The following is a 15,816-nucleotide window of genomic DNA, read 5'->3' on the forward strand; positions in this document are numbered from 1 at the left end:
AGCGCACATGAAGGTCGCCGTCATCGGAGCACACGGGCGCATGGGTGCGCAGGCCGTCGAGGCAGTCAAGGACGCCGACGGGCTCGACCTCGTCGCCGCGCTCGGCAGCTCCGACTCGCTCGAAACGCTCACCGACCTCGATGTCGACGTCGCCGTCGAGCTCACCGTGCCCAAGGCGACCGAGGACAACGTCCGCTTCCTCGTCGAGCACGACATCGACACCGTCGTCGGCACCACCGGTTGGGACGCGGACCGGCTCGACCGCCTCCGCGACCTCCTCGCCGACCACCCTGACACCGCCGTGCTCATCGCCCCGAACTTCTCGATCGGCGCGGTGCTGGCGATGCGCTTCGCCGAGGTGGCCGCCCCCTACTTCGATTCCGCCGAGGTCGTCGAGATCCACCATCCCCGCAAGCTCGACGCCCCCTCCGGCACGGCCGTGCACACCGCCCAGCGGATCGCCGCTGCCAGGAAGGCCGCCGACCTGCCAGCCGTTCCCGACGCCACCGACTCCGATCCTGACGGTGCGCGCGGAGCGGTCATCGACGGCATCCACGTCCACGCCATCCGCCAGCTCGGCATGACCGCCTCCGAGGAGATCCACTTCGGTGCGGCAGGGGAGGCCCTGACGATCCGCACGGACTCGTTCTCCACCTCGGCGTTCATGCCGGGGATCATCACCGCGGTCCGCGCGATCGGGGACCGCACCGGCATCATCCACGGCCTCGAGAACATGCTCGACCTCTGATGTCGAAGGCGAAGATCGGAGCGATCGTCGTCTCCGTCCTCCTGGCGTTCTACTTCGTCATCATGGGACAGCGGGCGTGGATCCTCATCCGCGAACCCGACCTCGTCCCCAAGCTCATGGGGGTGGCGCTCTTCGTCCTGCCCGTCGTCGGTGCCTGGGCGCTCATCATGGAGCTCCTCTTCGGCGCGCGCATGGAGAAGCTCGCCCGGATCCTCGAAGCCGAGGGCGGCCTGCCCGTCGACGACCTGCCCCGCACACCGGGCGGCCGGATCGTCCAGGAGGCCGCCGACGAAGCCTTCGCCCAGTACCAGTCGGAGGCCGAGGCCGCACCCGAGGACTGGCGTTCATGGTTCCGTCTCTCGTGTGCCTACGACGCGAGCGGCGACCGCAGGCGAGCCCGGTCGACGATGCGCAAGGCGATCACGATGGAGCGGACTGGCCGGGCCTGAAGCCTGCGCGTCGGGACTGACGTCTGCACGGAGGTTTCCGAGGGCTCAGGCCTCGCGGCTCAGACTCCGCCGGACCCCTCGCGGGACTCCTCTCGCTCCGGTCGTTTCGGACTGACCGCTTTGACGAGCGAGGCGATCACCCCTTCGAGCGGTCCGCGCGGGCTGACGAAGAGCTTCCACACGATCGCGAAGACGATGAAGCTCACCGCATGGATGGCGTACTCCGTCGTCAGCTTGACGGGGTCGCCCGACTCGACCATCGGCGCGGGCTGGAAGTACGGGTGCGTGATCTCGACGAGGATGACGTGAGCGGCGTAGACCGTCAGCGGCATCGACCCCGGTGCGCTGAGGGGAGCGAGGAGCCATGACCGCCTACCCAGCAGAATCGCGGCGGCCTGGCAGACGGCGATCGCCGCAAGCGAAGTGCCGGCGGTGGAGATGAGGTCGAAGGGCGTGGCCGAATGCGGTCCCGCGATCGCCAGCCACCACCATGAGTCCGGCGGGGTGACGCCGTAGCTGTTGACGTACAGCGCCGCTGTCAGGTCGGCGCCGCTGGCCGCGGCGACGGCTTCGAGCTCCTGCAGGCCGCCGGCGACGTTGAGGAGCAGCCACGACGCTCCGCGGCCGATGAGGAAGAGCGCGACTCCTGCGACGAACAGCGCAGTGAGGTGCTTGCCGATGTCGATCTTCGCCACCGCCATGCCGAGGAGGATGTACGCCATCCATTGGAGGATCGGATAGTACCCGGTGAGGACGAGTTCGAGTGCCGCGTTCTCCAGGGATCCGAGGTCGGTCCACGACATCGGCAGGTATGAGGGCTCCAGGCCGAAGCTGCTTCGCAGCCACATCGAGACGATCGGGCTGACCACCATCCATACGCCGGCGAGCGTGAACAGCGCCCAGGCCCGCAGGCGGAGGAAGAGGAGGGCGATGCCGAACATCACCCCGTAGTTGACGAGGATGACGGCGAGGTTCGTCGTGATCGCACCGAGGAACAGGCCGATGACGATGATCGAGGCCGCTCGGACGAGCACACCCGGCGCGACGTCGCGCAGACGCCCGGTCGCAGCCAGCGTGCTCCGCGTCGAGAGCACCAGCGAACACCCCGCGAGCACCGCGAAGAGCGCCGAGGCCCGACCGGAGAAGACCGTCGCCCACGTCGGCATCGCCTCATCGGTGAGGGGGAAGATGTGCGTGATCATCATCGTCAGCAGCGCGAGTCCGCGGGCGGCATCGAGGCCGACGAGGCGACCGTGGGGGCTCAGGCGGGCGAGGATCCCCGCCGAGGTGGTCGCCGGTTGAGTGCTCATGGAACGATTCTCACATGGTTGCCCAGATATCAGGGCACGTTGGGTATCTTATTGCCATGACCTTCAACCCGAACGCTGACATCAGCACCAACCGGACGAGCCGCCGCGGCCGGAATACGGCGATCGCCGGAGGCGGTGTCGGTGTGGTCGGCCTCCTCGTCTTCCTCATCGGTCCCCTCCTCGGCGTCGACCTCACAGGGCTCATGGGCAGCACGATGCTCGACAGCGGCGAGCAGCAGGGAACCTCGAACGAAGCGGCGATGCTCCAGTGCGACACCGGCGAGGACGCCAACCGCTCGACCGACTGCCGGATGGCCGGCGCACAGGTCGTCCTCGACGACTACTGGGCGCAGAATGTCGAAGGGTACACCCCGCCGCGCCTGACGATCGTCGACGGTCAGACACCCACCCAGTGCGGCACAGCCTCGAACGCGGTCGGCCCCTTCTACTGCCCACCCGAGCGCGGGGTCTACATCGACCCGTCGTTCTTCGACGTCATGCGCCAGCAGTTCGGCGCCTCCGCCGACGACCTCGCGCAGCTCTACATCGTCGGGCACGAGTGGGGCCACCACATCCAGAACATCACCGGCACGATGGAGAAGTACCCGAACAACGGCACCGGACCGGAGAGCAACGGTGTGCGCACGGAGCTTCAGGCCGACTGCTACGCCGGAGCGTGGCTCGGCGACGTCACCACGCTCACCGACGACAACGGCACTCCGTACCTCGAGCCGCCGACGCAGAAGCAGCTCGACGACGCCCTCAACGCGGCATTCGTCGTCGGCGACGACTACATCCAACAGCAGTCGGGCTTCGTCAACCCCGAAAGCTTCACGCACGGCACGAGCGAGCAGCGTCAGCGCTGGTTCACCAGCGGCTACAACGAGGGCCTCGGCAGCTGCGACGCGTTCGCCGTACCCGGCAGCCAGCTCTGACCGTTTCCCGAAGCAGACCCTGACCGTGCGGCGAGCCCGCCCTGACCGCGCGGCGAGCCCGCCCTGGCCGCGCGGCACACAGAGACGAGACACCTCTTCCGCGGTTATCCATACCGTGATATGAATTACGGGTCAGCACCCGCATGCATCAAGGACGATCCATGTCTCACCTCTTTCCGCACCTCTTCGAGCCGATCACCCTGGGTCCTCGGACCATCCGAAACCGCATCGTCTCATCCGGTCATGACACGGTCCTCGCCGACCATGGGCAGATCGGCCCCGACCTCGTCGCCTACCACGAGGCCCGGGCACAGGGAGGCTGCGGACTCATCGTCCTCCAGGTCTCCGGCGTCCACGAGACCGCCCGCTACACCAACCACGTCCTCATGGCCACCGATGACTCCGCGATCCCCGGCTATCGCGCCGTCGCCGAGGCCGTCCACCGCCACGGCGCGACGATCTTCGCCCAGCTCTTCCACCCCGGCCGCGAGGTCATGGACGGCGACCAGGGCATGGCACCCCGTGCCGTCGCTCCGAGCGACGTCCCGGAGGAGCGGTTCAGAGTCGTCCCCGAAGCCCTGAGCACCGCCACGGTCAAGGACATCATCGCCGGGTACGCGGACTCCGCGGCGCGGATCGCCTCGAGCGGCATCGACGGCGTCGAGATCGTCGCCAGCCACGGCTACCTGCCCATCCAGTTCTTCAACCCGCGCATCAACACCCGCACCGACGACTACGGCGGAACCCCGGAGAACCGACGCCGCTTCCTCACCGAGGTCGTCGAGGGCGTCCGCGCCGCAGTCGGCGACGATGTCGTCGTCGGCCTGCGGATCTCCGGGGAGGAGAAGACCGAGGACGGCCTCGTCGCCGACGAGATCCTCGACCTCATCGGCCACCTCGATGCCCTCGACTGTCTCGACTACTACTCCGTGACCGCCGGGGACTCCTCGACCCTCCAGGGCGCCGTCCACATCGTCCCCTCGATGCAGATCGACCCGGGATACGCGACGACCCTGTCCGCACAGGTGAAGAAGGTCACCGACAGGCCGGTCATGGTCGCCGGCCGGATCAACCAGCCGCACGAGGCCGAAGCGGCGATCGCCGAAGGCCGCACCGATATGGCGATCATGACCCGGGCGATGATCTGCGACCCGGACATCGCAGAGAAGTCCGCGCGCGACGCCGTCGACGAGATCCGCGCGTGCATCGGCTGCAACCAGGCCTGCATCGGCCACTTCCAGATGGGCGTGCCCATCTCGTGCATCCAGCACCCTGAGACCGGCCGCGAGCTCACCTTCCTGCCCCGCCCGCGCGTGCGCCGGGCCGAGCGCGTCCTCGTCATCGGCGGGGGACCGGGCGGTCTCAAGGCAGCCGCCGTCGCCGCCGAAGCAGGACACGACGTCGTCGTCTGTGAAGCGAAGCCCCACCTCGGCGGGGCCGTCCTGCTCGCCCAGACCCTGCCGTACCGGGCGGAGTTCGGTGGGGCCGCGACGAACCTGACCGCCGAGGCGGCCCGCGCCGGAGCCGAGCTGCGCACGTCGACGCCGGTGACCCAGGACGTCCTCGACGATCTCGCCCCCGATCATGTCATCGTCGCCACCGGCGCCGTCGAGCGGATGCCCGCTCTCGAGATCGCCGACGACGCCCTCGTCATCGGGGCCCGCACCTACCTCACCGAGGAGCCGACCCTGCCGACCGGGCGCATCCTCGTCGCCGACTGGAAGGGCGACTGGATCGGGTTGGGAATCGCGCTGCGCCTCGCCGAGGCGGGCCGGCCCGTCACGCTCGCCACCGCCGCGAACTTCGCGGGAGCAGCGATCCAGCAGTACACGCGCACCTTGCTCGTCTCGCAGGCGATGCGGGCCGGGGTCGAGTTCCTGGCCGACGCGCGCCTGGTCGGCATCGACGAGGACACGGGCTACCTCCAGTCGACGCTGTGCGAGATCGTCCACGAGGTCGCGGGGGTGACGGCGACCCTCGTCTCCGCCGCGCCCCGTTCGTCCACCCCGGACCTCGACTTCAGGGGAGCGGACGTCACGGTCATCGGCGATGCCCTGGCCCCGCGCACCGTCGAAGAGGCCGTCTACGAAGGGCTCGTCGCCGCGACAAACCTCTCCCGCACCGAGGCGGTCGGAGCGTGAGCCCGCGACCTCAGCTCGACCCCGCCGAGGTTGCCGCGAGACGCTCGGCGATCCTCGAGGCGACGATCGACGAGATCGTCCGGCGCGGACCCGAGAACGTGCGGATGAAGGACGTCGCCGCCGGTGCCGGAGTCTCCGTCGGCACGGTCCAGTACTACTTCGCCTCCCGCGACGACCTCCTCGTCGAGGCGTTCTCCGCCCACAGCCGAGCCGTCATCGCGGCGATCGCGGACCTCTCCGGCGGATCGGGGACCGCATGGCAGCGGCTCCGGTCGACCTTCGCCGCCGTCCCGACCGTCGGGTCCCACGAGCAGCGGGCGATCGTCTGGGTCGAACTCGTCGCCGCATCCCGCCGCAGTCCCGTTCTCAAGGATTCCGTCGCCGAGGTGTTCGCCGGGTGGCGGACCCACCTCCGTGATCTCATCGCAGGGGGAATCGCCGAGGGCTCCTTCACCCCGCGCATCGGCATCGACCTCATCGTCGACACCCTCATCGCGCAGATCGACGGTTTCGATCTCGCCGTCGCGGCGGGACGGACCGACTTGCGACCCGACCGGATGAGCACGTCGCTCGAAGCGACGGCCGCGTCGCTCCTCGGCGTCGACGCCGCAGCGGCGGCTCACCGGTGACGCGGCTCACCCTGGCATCAGCGCTGCACTGACGCGGCTCGCCCCGGGCCTCAGTCCGGCACTGGCCGAGCCCCGCTGTCAGAGCCTGGCGATGGTCTGGACGTCGTCGCGGAACTCCCGGGCCGTCTCCTCGGACACGGTCGCCCTGGTCGCCCGCAGCGCGTCGAGGTAGTTCTCCGTCGTGAGCACGTCCGTGCGGGCGTCGATGGGCACCCGGTCCTTGCCGAGCGAGGCGGCCAAGGCCTCCTGCGAGGCCCGTCTGGCCGCGTACTCGATGTCGGCCGGGGTGAGCCCGCTGCTGGCATCGACGAGTGCGTCGACGTCGATGTCGCCGATGACGTGGTCGGGGATGTAGCGGGACCAGATGGCGTGCCGGGCGGTCTCGTCGGGCAGGCCGATGGGGATGACGTAGTCGAAGCGGCCATGCCGGAGGAATGCGGCGTCGAGGGCCCGGACGAAGTTCGTCGCACAGATGAGCAGCCGGCCCTCCCGGTCCCGGAACTCCGCGACCTGTTTGAGGAGCTCGTTCGTCACCCCCTGGGTCGGCGACGGCGGTTCGCCGCCGCGCTTCGAGGCGATCTCCTCGACCTCGTCGATGAAGACGACCGCATGCTCGAGCTCGCCGATCTGCTCGAACGAGGTCCGCAGACCCGCGGCCACCCCACCGGGCTCCCCGGACAGGCGGGAGGGGAAGAGCTCGACGAACGGCCAGTCGAGACGGGAGGCCACCGCCTTCGCAAACGTCGTCTTCCCGGTGCCGGGAGGACCGAAGAGCATGACCGCCCGTGGTGGGACGACACCGAAGTGATCGGCGAGGTCGGGTTCGGACAGGGGCACGACGAGACGATCCTCGAGCATGTCCTTCTCCTCCTGCATTCCGCTCACCGCATCCCACAGATGGCGGGGGAGGATGCGGCCGCCGACGCTGCGGAGCAGATCGAGCTCGCGCCGCTGCACCGGCATCTGCCGTTCGAGATAGCGCAGCTGCGAGCGGACCTGGAAGCCGTTGGACTCGAGCCCCGCGAACGCCGGGGACTCCTCAGGCACGAGGATCGAGAGCTTCCCCAGCCCCAGCGGCATGAAATGGCGTTCGAGGGCGTCAAGCAGCCCCGCCTCGGCGTGCTCACCCTGTCCGGACTCATCGGCCACCTCGGCGAGGACATGGAAGAAGACGATCCACCCCTGGGCGTGCGCGGCCCGGCCGACGGCGGCACCGACGATCTCCTCACCGCGGACGGCGACGACGGCATGGTCGTTCTGGCACGACGCGATGACCTCGGGCAGCGAATAGACGGGGGCGGCGGGGGAGGCCTGCGCCGCCTCCCAGAGGCGGACGATCCCGTCGAGGTCGTCGTCGTGGAAATCGCGGATGCGTGTGCGGCTCATCGAACTCTCCTTCGGTGCAGTCGTCACGGGGCGTGAGCACAGCCTATGTGATCTGCGTCTCAGCCGACCACCTCGGCGCGCCTGGACCGGTTCCCCGCAGGTGAGGGCGGCGGCGGTATCCTGGTTCCATGGCGATTCTCGGGGACAGTGCGGCGACCGCCGCGATCGAAGCGTTCGGCACCGTCGGCACGGCAATGGTGACTCCGTTCAACGACGACGGGACCATCGACTGGGCGGGCGTGGAGAAGGTCGCCGACCACCTCGTGAACCTCGGCAACGACATGCTCGTCGTCTCCGGCACCACGGGGGAGTCCCCGACGACGACCGACGACGAGAAGATCGAACTCCTCCGCGTCGTCCGCGGTGCCGTGGGCACCCGCGCGAAGCTCATCGCCGGCACCGGGAACAATGTCACCGCGCACACGGTTGACCTCAGTGAGCGCTCGGCAGCCGCCGGCGCGGACGGCCTCCTCGTCGTCACCCCTTACTACTCGAAGCCGACGCAGCCGGCGATCGCCGCGCACATGCGGGCGGCGGCGGACTCCACGGACCTGCCCGTCATGCTCTACGACATCCCCGGTCGCTCCGGGGTGCCGATCACGACGGAGACGCTCCTCGGACTCGCCGACCACCCGAACATCCTCGCGGTCAAGGACGCCAAGGGCGACCTCTTCGCCTCGCAGACGGTGATGGCCGAATCGTCCCTCGTCTACTACTCGGGGGAGGACGCCCTCAACCTTCCGCTACTGGCCATCGGCGCCCTCGGACTCGTCTCCGTCGCCGGACACGTGTGCTCCGACCGCTTCGCGGCGATGGTCCAGGCCGTCTACGACAACGACCTCGACACAGCGAGGCGGCTGAGCTACGAGACCGCCGGCGTCGTCGACGCCCTCATGAACCACATGCCGGGAGTGATCTCGGCGAAGGCCGCATTGCAGGCCCAGGGAATACTGACCAACCGCGGTACCCGGATGCCGCTGCTCCCAGCAGATGAGGAGCAGACGGCGTTCGTCACCGCCCAACTGACCAGGAGTGGTTACCTCAGTGAATAACGCATTGACCCAAGAGCTCGGTCCACCGCCGAAGATGGACCCGGAAGCGGTCCGCATCGTCGCCCTCGGCGGCCTCGGCGAGGTCGGGCGCAACATGACCGTGTTCGAATACCACGGCAAGATCCTCATCGTCGACGCCGGCGTCCTCTTCCCCGAGGAGGAGCAGCCCGGCGTCGACCTCATCCTCCCCGACTTCTCCTACCTCGACGACCGCCTCGACGACATCGTCGGCCTCGTCCTCACCCACGGCCACGAGGACCACATCGGAGCCGTGCCCTACCTCCTCAAGCGCAAGCCCGACATCCCGATCCTCGGCTCGAAGCTGACGATCGCGCTCATCGAGGCGAAGCTCAAGGAGCACCGGATCAAGCCGATCACCCGCGTCGTCGCGGCCGGTGACACCGACCAGCTCGGGCCCTTCGACCTCGAGTTCGTCGCCGTCAACCACTCGATCCCCGACGCGCTCGCCGTCTTCATCCGCACCGGTGCCGGCAACATCCTCCACACCGGTGACTTCAAGATGGACCAGCTCCCGCTCGACGGCCGGATCACGGACCTGCGCGCCTTCGCCCGCCTCGGCGAGGAGGGCGTCGACCTGTTCATGACGGACTCGACGAACGCCGAGGTCCCCGGCTTCACCGCGCTCGAGAAGGACATCGGCCCGGTGCTCGAGAACCTCTTCGGCCACGCCGAGCGCCGCATCATCGTCGCCTCGTTCTCCTCGCACGTCCACCGCGTGCAGCAGGTGCTCAACGCCGCGAGCGCGCACGGACGCAAGGTCGCCCTCGTCGGCCGGTCGATGGTGCGCAACATGAAGATCGCCGCCGACCTCGGCTACCTCGACGTGCCCAAGGGCGTGCTCATCGACATCAAGGACGTCGACGACCTGCCCGACGACCAGGTCGTGCTCATGTGCACCGGGTCCCAGGGCGAGCCGATGGCAGCGCTCTCCCGCATGGCCAACCGCAACCACCGCATCGAGGTCGGCGACGGCGACACCGTCATCCTCGCCTCCTCGCTCATCCCCGGCAACGAGAACTCGGTGTTCAAGGTCATCAACGGCCTCATGAAGCTCGGCGCGAAGGTGATCTCGAAGGCCGATGCGAAGGTCCACGTCTCCGGTCACGCGTCCGGCGGCGAGCTCCTCTACTGCTACAACATCGTCAAGCCCCGCGGCGTCATGCCCGTCCACGGCGAGTGGCGACACCTGCTCGCCAACGCCCGCCACGCCGAGGCGACCGGGGTCGATCCCGACAACATCGTCCTCGCCGACGACGGTTGGGTCGTCGACCTCAAGGACGGCCACGCCGAGGTGGTCGGTGCCGTCGACTGCAACTACGTCTTCGTCGACGGTTCGTCCGTCGGTGAGATCACCGAGGCGGATCTCAAGGACCGTCTCGTGCTCGCCGGTGAGGGCTTCGTGACGATCTTCCTCGCCGTGAACTCGCAGACGAAGACGCTCATCGCCGGCCCTGAGATCCATGCCCGCGGCGTCGCCGAGAACGACTCCGTCTTCGACTCGATCATCCCCAAGGTGACCAAGGCCGTCGAGGAGGCCCTCGAGTCGGGGACGACGGACCAGTACCAGCTCCAGCAGGTCGTGCGCCGCACGGTCGGGCGCTGGGTGTCCTCGAAGCTGCGGCGCAAGCCGATGATCGTCCCCATGGTCGTCATCGTCTGAGGATCTGCGCGGTCGCCGGCGGCCGGTCGCTTGTCGGCGGCCGCTGGGTGCTGCTTGAGCGCGGTGAGCCGACACGCGCGTGGTGATTTCACCGCGCCTGTGTCGGTTCACCGCGCTTTTGCCGTGTGTGCGGTGGCATGGCGGGCGGATTGCCCGGAGTCGAGGACGCCCAGTGTCGATTCTGGACGCTCGAATCGACACTGCGGGTCCTCAAGTCGCGGGGGAGGGCGGCCGACGCCCGCCGGCGTCAGGCTGAGCGCCCGCTCGCGCCCAGTGCCCACCACGTCAGGCGTTCGCGACGAGCGGCTTTCCTGCCGACTTCCGCGCGAGGACGACGAGGACGATGAGGCCGACGACGACCGCGCTGAGCACCACCGTGCCCGAATTCGCGCCCAGGCCGTTGATGCCGATGAACGCGAGCGCACCGGCAGTGAGCGCGTAGACGAGCATGGGGATCGACGTGCGCCGGATGAGCTCGCCCTCGCGCCCGATGAGACCGACCGTCGCCGAGGCGGCCACGACGTTGTGGACGGCGACCATGTTTCCCGCCGCCCCGCCGACGGCCTGTGCGGCCACCACCGTCTCCGGCGAGGCCGCGCCGATCGCGACGCCGGTGGAGAACTGGAACTGGGAGAACATGATGTTCGAGACCGTGTTCGATCCCGCCACGAATGCGCCGAGCGCCCCGATGAAGGGGGCGAGCAGGGGCCAGGCGTCGCCGACGGTGGAGGCGGCCGCCTCGGCGAGGGTGACCGGCATCGAATCGAGGCCCGCGTTGTTGTAGTCCGACCCGGAGTTGATGAACACGCGCACGAGCGGCAGGGAGCACAGGAGTGCGACGGCGGCTCCGGCGATCTGGCCCCCGGCGATCCGCCACGACGACCCGATCTGCTCCTTCGTCATCCGGTGGATGAGGTAGGTCAGTCCGCACGCGAGGACGAAGATCGCGCCGGGCGACCAGAGCAGATCCATGTTCTGGTTGATCGGGGTTCCGAAGATCCCCTCGATCTTGATCACGGCCGGACCGTTGAGGAACTCCTTGATCGGGGGCACGTTGCGGGTGATGAGGAGGAGGGCGACGACGATGAGGTAGGGCGCCCAGGCTCGGGCCAGTGACATCTTCTTCTGCAGGTGCGCGGCCTCGTCGGCGGGGTCGACGGTGCCCATCCAGAAGGCCGGCCACATCGATCGGGGCGCGAAGTCCCAGACCGTCTTCGGCATGAGGAATCCCATGCGGGAGGTCGTGACGACGATGGCCAACCCGATGAGCCCGCCGAGCAGGGAGGGGAACTCAGGACCGAGGAACATCGCGACGAGGATGTAGGGCACGATCATCGCGAACGCGGAGTAGATCGCGAATGGGGCGACGGCGAGTCCATCGGCGAACCGGCGCCGCTCCCCGAAGAACCCGGTCATCAGGCACGCGAGCAGCAGCGGGATGAGGATGCCGCACACCGCGTGGATGAGGGCGACCTGGACGGCGGTGTGGGCGACGAACTGCGACTGGTCGAGGCCGAGCTGGGCGGCGCGGGCGGCGACGTCGGGCGACATGGACCCTTCCTCCTGGGACAGGCCGGTGCCGATGCCGACGATCATCGGGGTGCCCACGGCACCGAAGCTCACCGGCGTCGACTGGATGATGAGCCCGGCGAGGACCGCGGCGATCGCGGGGAACCCGAGGGCGAGCAGGAGCGGGGCGACGACGGCGGCCGGGGTGCCGAAGCCGGCGGCGCCCTCGATGAAGGACCCGAAGAGCCACGCGACGATGATGACCTGGACCCGCCGGTCGGGGGAGATGGAGACGAAGCCTGCGCGGATCGTCTCGATGGCGCCGGACCGGGTGATCGTCGCGAGCAGGAGGAGTGCGCCGAAGACGATCCACAGCAGTCCGATCGCCACGAGCAGGCCCTGGACGACGGAGGCGGCGATCGTCACCCATTCGATCTGCCATGCGAAGTTCGCGACGAGGGCTGCGGCGATGAGTCCGACGGGCATCGCGTACTTCGCCGGCCAGCGGAAGCCGATGAGGAGGACGCCCGCGAGCAGGATCGGAGTGAGGGCGAGAAGGGCGGCTACGGCAAGGTTGTCCATCGTCGTTCCGATCCGTGGCGACGCTGCCACTGGTAGGGGAGCCGCGGTGGGCACGGCCTCTGGTGTCATCTTTGCCCGGACCGATGTCCCTGGTCAAGGGTGCAGTCCGCTCGCCGAGGCGGGGTGAGGTCGATCGGTCGGGTGGCGTCATCGGTCCGCCGAGGTGGCCCGCCGCCCCCGGCGAGGCGGCCCCCACCCCCGCCGAGGCGGCCCAGCTGTGCCCGCCCGACCGTCAACCTGGCCGCCAGCCCATCCTCCCAACCGGCCTGGTCCGGACGCCAAGGTCGCCTGTGGGTCTTGAGTCGGCTCGCCAGGGCCGATAATGTCGTCAGTGTCGGGCGTCACACGACCTCCGGCAGGAGAGCTCCACCCGGAGAACTCCGGCTGGGGACCTCCACCAGGGGCGTGGGCCGCTCGCTCGCACACAGCGCACCGCTGGCAGTCGGCTGCCCGCGGCTGACGAAGGAGTCGGAGCTCATGACGTTCATCCCCAGAGAGTCAGACGAGACGATTCCCGGCCTGCCCGAGGTCGTCGACGCCGACACGTGGCGCAACGAACGCGCCCAGCTCCTCGACCGGGAGAAGGCCCACACCGCCGAGGCGGACGCCATCGCCGCCGCCCGTCGCACCCTGCCGATGGTCGAGATCGACGGTGACGCCGAGGTCCATGGCGAGGACGGCGCGGTCGCCTTCCGCGAGCTCTTCGACGGCCGCGACGAACTCATCGTCTACAAGCACATGTGGTACGACGGCGCACCCCATCAGGGTCAGTGCGAAGGCTGCACCGCCGTGGCCTGGAGCCTCCAGGACTCCGTCTACCTCAACGCCCGCGGCGTCTCCTTCGCCGTCCTCACCTCCGGGGCGTGGTCCGAGGTCCGCCCGTACGTCCACTTCATGGGATACGAGCAGCCGTGGTTCTCCGTCCGCGGTCTCGACGAACCGCTCGGTGGGGACATGGGGTCCCTGCTCAGCTTCGTTCGCCGAGGCGACCGGGTGTTCCTCACGTATTCGACGACCGGACGGGGTGTCGAACCGGTGACCGGGTTCCTCGGTCTCCTCGACATGACTCCCTTGGGTCGGCGCGAGGGGTGGGAGGACGTGCCCGAGGACTGGCCTGAGGTCCCCGACGCGGGATCGCCCGTCGGCGGACGCGGGTCGCCGGTCGGATGGTACTGGCGCACCGACGACGCGGGACGGGCCACATGGGGCCCGACATCGCGCCCGGTTCCCCAGTGGACGCGGCACGGCGCGGCGCCGGTGACCTCGCTCGGACGCGACGGCCACGGTCACTGAGAACCGCGCCGCGTCGCCCGACGCTGAGACCGGGCGCCCCCGGTCCCCTTCGCGGGGCGCAGGCACGCGGCCCCTGGTGCTGGGCACCCGTCCGGGGTCCCCGACCCCGACGCCACGAACGGGCCATTCTCGGGGTGGTCCCGCCTCGGCGAGGGGGTGTGCGGACACGGCTCCGGCAGAGGTTTGACGAGACGTGGATCACGTCATAGTCTTTTCGGTGTGTGAACAATAAATTTCACGATGTGAAAGTTTCGCCGGTCAAACCCCGTTGCCAGCGATACTCGACGCACCGCAGAGGTGCTGTAGAAGGAGAACCACCGATGACTGCTCATATCGAGAACCTCGACGTTCCCGCAGGGATGGAGATCAGGGGCGAGCTGCCCGACGGGGCGGAGAAGGTGCTCACCCCGCAGGCGCTCGAGCTCATCGCCGAGCTGCACCGGAAATTCAACGGGGACCGCCTCGAGCGTCTCGAGGCCCGCCGGGTGCGCCAGCAGGAGATCGCGAACGGCGCCGACCTCGACTTCCTTCCCGAGACCAAGGAGATCCGCGAGGACGAGACCTGGCAGGTCGCCCCGCCTGCGCCCGGCCTCGAGGACCGTCGCGTCGAGGTCACCGGCCCGACGTACAAGAAGATGACGATCAATGCGCTCAACTCGGGTGCGAAGGTGTGGCTGGCCGACCAGGAGGACGCGAACACCCCGCAGTGGGACTCGGTCATCGGCGGTCAGATCAACCTCCTCGACGCCCTCACCCGCGAGATCGACTTCACCTCGCCCGAGGGCAAGGAGTACACGCTCGCCCCCGACGAGGAGCTGCCGACGATCGTCGTCCGCCCCCGCGGGTGGCACATGCCGGAGAAGCACATCCTCGTCGACGGTGAGGAGACCTCGGGGTCGCTCGTCGACTTCGCGCTCTACTTCGCCACCGCCGGGCAGCTCCAGATCGAGAAGGGCAAGGGCCCGTACTTCTACCTTGCGAAGATGGAGTCCCACCTCGAGGCGCGCCTGTGGAACCAGGTCTTCGAGCACGCTGAGGACTCCTTCGGCCTCGCCCGCGGCACGATCCGCGCGACCGTGCTCATCGAGACCTATCCGGCGGCGTTCGAGATGGAGGAGATCCTCTACGAACTCCGCGAGCACTCCGCGGGCCTCAACGCCGGCCGCTGGGACTACATCTTCTCCGTCATCAAGAACTTCCGCTCCCGCGGCTCCGACTACCTCCTGCCCGACCGTTCGGACGTGACGATGACGGTGCCCTTTATGCGTGCCTACACCGAGCTGCTCGTGCGCACGTGCCACAAGCGCGGGGCGCATGCGATCGGCGGCATGAGCGCGTTCGTCCCGGCCAAGGACCCCGAGGCCAACGAAGCGGCGTTCGCCAAGGTCCGCGAGGACAAGTCCCGTGAGGCCGGCAACGGCTTCGACGGCTCGTGGGTCGCCCACCCGGGCATGGTCGCCCTGTGCAAGGAGGTCTTCACCGAGACCCTCGGCGACAAGCCCAACCAGATCGACAACAAGCGCGAGGATGTCTCCGTCACCGCCGCCGAGCTCCTCGACGTCAAATCCACCCCGGGTGCCATCACCGAGGCGGGGCTGCGGACGAACATCAGCGTCGGCATCCAGTACCTGCGGGCGTGGCTCGAGGGCAACGGTGCGGTCGCGATCCACGGGCTCATGGAGGATGCGGCGACCGCCGAGATCTCCCGCTCCCAGGTGTGGCAGTGGCTCGACGCAGGCGTCGAACTCGACACCGGTGAGAAGGTCACTCGGGAGCTCGTCGAGAAGCTCGTCGCCGAGGAGGTCGCGAAGCTTCCCGGTGACGAATCCGACTGGAAGGACGCCACCGACCTCTTCCTCTCCGTGGCCGTCGCCCCCGACTACGTCGACTTCCTCACCCTGCCCGCGTACGCGAAGATGGCCTGAGGTCTGAGGCCTGAGGCCCTGAGGCCCTGAGGCCTGAGGCCTGAGGCCCTGAGGCCTGCGGCGCGAGGCCCTGAGGCCTGAGGCGCGGGCGTCGTCCGGCGATCAGGCGGCACCGACGCGGTGATCCGACACTCCGCAACCACCGACGCGGTGATCCGACAAAAACGCGGTTAGCA

At 68.8% G+C, this 15,816-nt stretch carries 12 protein-coding genes; 9 read left to right on the top strand and 3 right to left on the bottom strand.

Annotation, left to right across the window (positions count from 1 at the left end; genetic code table 11):
• Positions 1-7 precede the first annotated feature (7 nt).
• Positions 8-748, top strand: a complete 741-nt coding sequence (dapB, locus tag BC102111_RS15050) for a 4-hydroxy-tetrahydrodipicolinate reductase (RefSeq protein ID WP_063249011.1) — start codon at positions 8-10, stop codon at positions 746-748.
• Positions 748-1,197, top strand: a complete 450-nt coding sequence (locus BC102111_RS15055) for a hypothetical protein (protein ID WP_063249010.1) — start codon at positions 748-750, stop codon at positions 1,195-1,197. Before dapB ends, BC102111_RS15055 begins: the two co-directional genes overlap by 1 nt.
• Before the next feature lie 59 nt (positions 1,198-1,256).
• On the opposite strand, the gene BC102111_RS15060 is transcribed toward BC102111_RS15055, so the two are convergent.
• A complete protein-coding gene (locus tag BC102111_RS15060; protein ID WP_063249009.1) occupies positions 1,257-2,507 on the bottom strand; it encodes a heparan-alpha-glucosaminide N-acetyltransferase domain-containing protein in 1,251 nt (416 codons plus the stop codon).
• Positions 2,508-2,563: 56 nt separating this feature from the next.
• Between BC102111_RS15060 and ypfJ the strand changes: the two genes are divergently transcribed.
• The 3 genes from ypfJ (at position 2,564) to BC102111_RS15075 (ending at position 6,212) form a co-directional block, all read left to right on the top strand.
• Entirely contained in the window at positions 2,564-3,442 is an 879-nt protein-coding gene (gene ypfJ / locus BC102111_RS15065; RefSeq protein WP_063249008.1) for a KPN_02809 family neutral zinc metallopeptidase, read from the top strand.
• A 161-nt stretch (positions 3,443-3,603) separates the two neighbouring features.
• Positions 3,604-5,583, top strand: coding sequence for an oxidoreductase (locus BC102111_RS15070; protein ID WP_063249007.1), 1,980 nt, complete (start codon positions 3,604-3,606; stop codon positions 5,581-5,583).
• Positions 5,580-6,212 carry a TetR/AcrR family transcriptional regulator gene (locus BC102111_RS15075; protein ID WP_009378480.1) on the top strand — a complete coding sequence of 211 codons (633 nt, stop codon included), beginning with the start codon at positions 5,580-5,582 and terminating at the stop codon, positions 6,210-6,212. The genes BC102111_RS15070 and BC102111_RS15075 overlap by 4 nt, the downstream gene beginning before the upstream one ends.
• A gap of 78 nt (positions 6,213-6,290) precedes the next feature.
• On the opposite strand, the gene BC102111_RS15080 is transcribed toward BC102111_RS15075, so the two are convergent.
• Positions 6,291-7,598, bottom strand: coding sequence for an ATP-binding protein (locus BC102111_RS15080; protein ID WP_063249006.1), 1,308 nt, complete (start codon positions 7,596-7,598; stop codon positions 6,291-6,293).
• A gap of 128 nt (positions 7,599-7,726) precedes the next feature.
• Between BC102111_RS15080 and dapA the strand changes: the two genes are divergently transcribed.
• The gene (dapA, locus tag BC102111_RS15085; RefSeq protein WP_009378486.1) at positions 7,727-8,650 is read left to right on the top strand and encodes a 4-hydroxy-tetrahydrodipicolinate synthase; all 924 of its coding nucleotides are present in this window, start codon (positions 7,727-7,729) and stop codon (positions 8,648-8,650) included.
• Between the two features lie 34 nt (positions 8,651-8,684).
• Positions 8,685-10,331: a ribonuclease J gene (locus tag BC102111_RS15090; protein WP_009378488.1), complete on the top strand. Its 1,647-nt coding sequence runs from the start codon at positions 8,685-8,687 to the stop codon at positions 10,329-10,331.
• A gap of 285 nt (positions 10,332-10,616) precedes the next feature.
• Here BC102111_RS15090 and BC102111_RS15095 read toward each other — a convergent pair whose 3' ends face one another.
• Entirely contained in the window at positions 10,617-12,422 is a 1,806-nt protein-coding gene (locus tag BC102111_RS15095; protein ID WP_063249005.1) for an L-lactate permease, read from the bottom strand.
• Between the two features lie 477 nt (positions 12,423-12,899).
• On the opposite strand from BC102111_RS15095, the gene BC102111_RS15100 reads away from it, so the two are divergent.
• Both BC102111_RS15100 and aceB read left to right on the top strand, forming a co-directional pair.
• Entirely contained in the window at positions 12,900-13,715 is an 816-nt protein-coding gene (locus BC102111_RS15100; protein ID WP_095376490.1) for a DUF899 family protein, read from the top strand.
• 320 nt (positions 13,716-14,035) lie between these two features.
• Positions 14,036-15,640, top strand: a complete 1,605-nt coding sequence (gene aceB / locus BC102111_RS15105) for a malate synthase A (RefSeq protein WP_095376491.1) — start codon at positions 14,036-14,038, stop codon at positions 15,638-15,640.
• Positions 15,641-15,816 lie beyond the last annotated feature (176 nt).

Origin of the sequence: Brevibacterium casei CIP 102111 (assembly GCF_900169275.1) — a bacterium.
Lineage (GTDB): Bacteria > Actinomycetota > Actinomycetes > Actinomycetales > Brevibacteriaceae > Brevibacterium > Brevibacterium casei.

Bases quoted from the DNA above. Each gene is read 5' to 3' on its own strand.
- BC102111_RS15070 (WP_063249007.1), top strand. From the start codon at position 3,604: ATGTCTCACCTCTTTCCGCACCTCTTCGAGCCGATCACCCTGGGTCCT.
- BC102111_RS15090 (WP_009378488.1), top strand. From the start codon at position 8,685: ATGGACCCGGAAGCGGTCCGCATCGTCGCCCTCGGCGGCCTCGGCGAG.
- BC102111_RS15080 (WP_063249006.1), bottom strand. From the start codon at position 7,598: ATGAGCCGCACACGCATCCGCGATTTCCACGACGACGACCTCGACGGG.
- ypfJ (WP_063249008.1), top strand. From the start codon at position 2,564: ATGACCTTCAACCCGAACGCTGACATCAGCACCAACCGGACGAGCCGC.
- dapA (WP_009378486.1), top strand. From the start codon at position 7,727: ATGGCGATTCTCGGGGACAGTGCGGCGACCGCCGCGATCGAAGCGTTC.
- BC102111_RS15095 (WP_063249005.1), bottom strand. From the start codon at position 12,422: ATGGACAACCTTGCCGTAGCCGCCCTTCTCGCCCTCACTCCGATCCTG.
- BC102111_RS15060 (WP_063249009.1), bottom strand. From the start codon at position 2,507: ATGAGCACTCAACCGGCGACCACCTCGGCGGGGATCCTCGCCCGCCTG.
- BC102111_RS15055 (WP_063249010.1), top strand. From the start codon at position 748: ATGTCGAAGGCGAAGATCGGAGCGATCGTCGTCTCCGTCCTCCTGGCG.
- dapB (WP_063249011.1), top strand. From the start codon at position 8: ATGAAGGTCGCCGTCATCGGAGCACACGGGCGCATGGGTGCGCAGGCC.
- aceB (WP_095376491.1), top strand. From the start codon at position 14,036: ATGACTGCTCATATCGAGAACCTCGACGTTCCCGCAGGGATGGAGATC.
- BC102111_RS15100 (WP_095376490.1), top strand. From the start codon at position 12,900: ATGACGTTCATCCCCAGAGAGTCAGACGAGACGATTCCCGGCCTGCCC.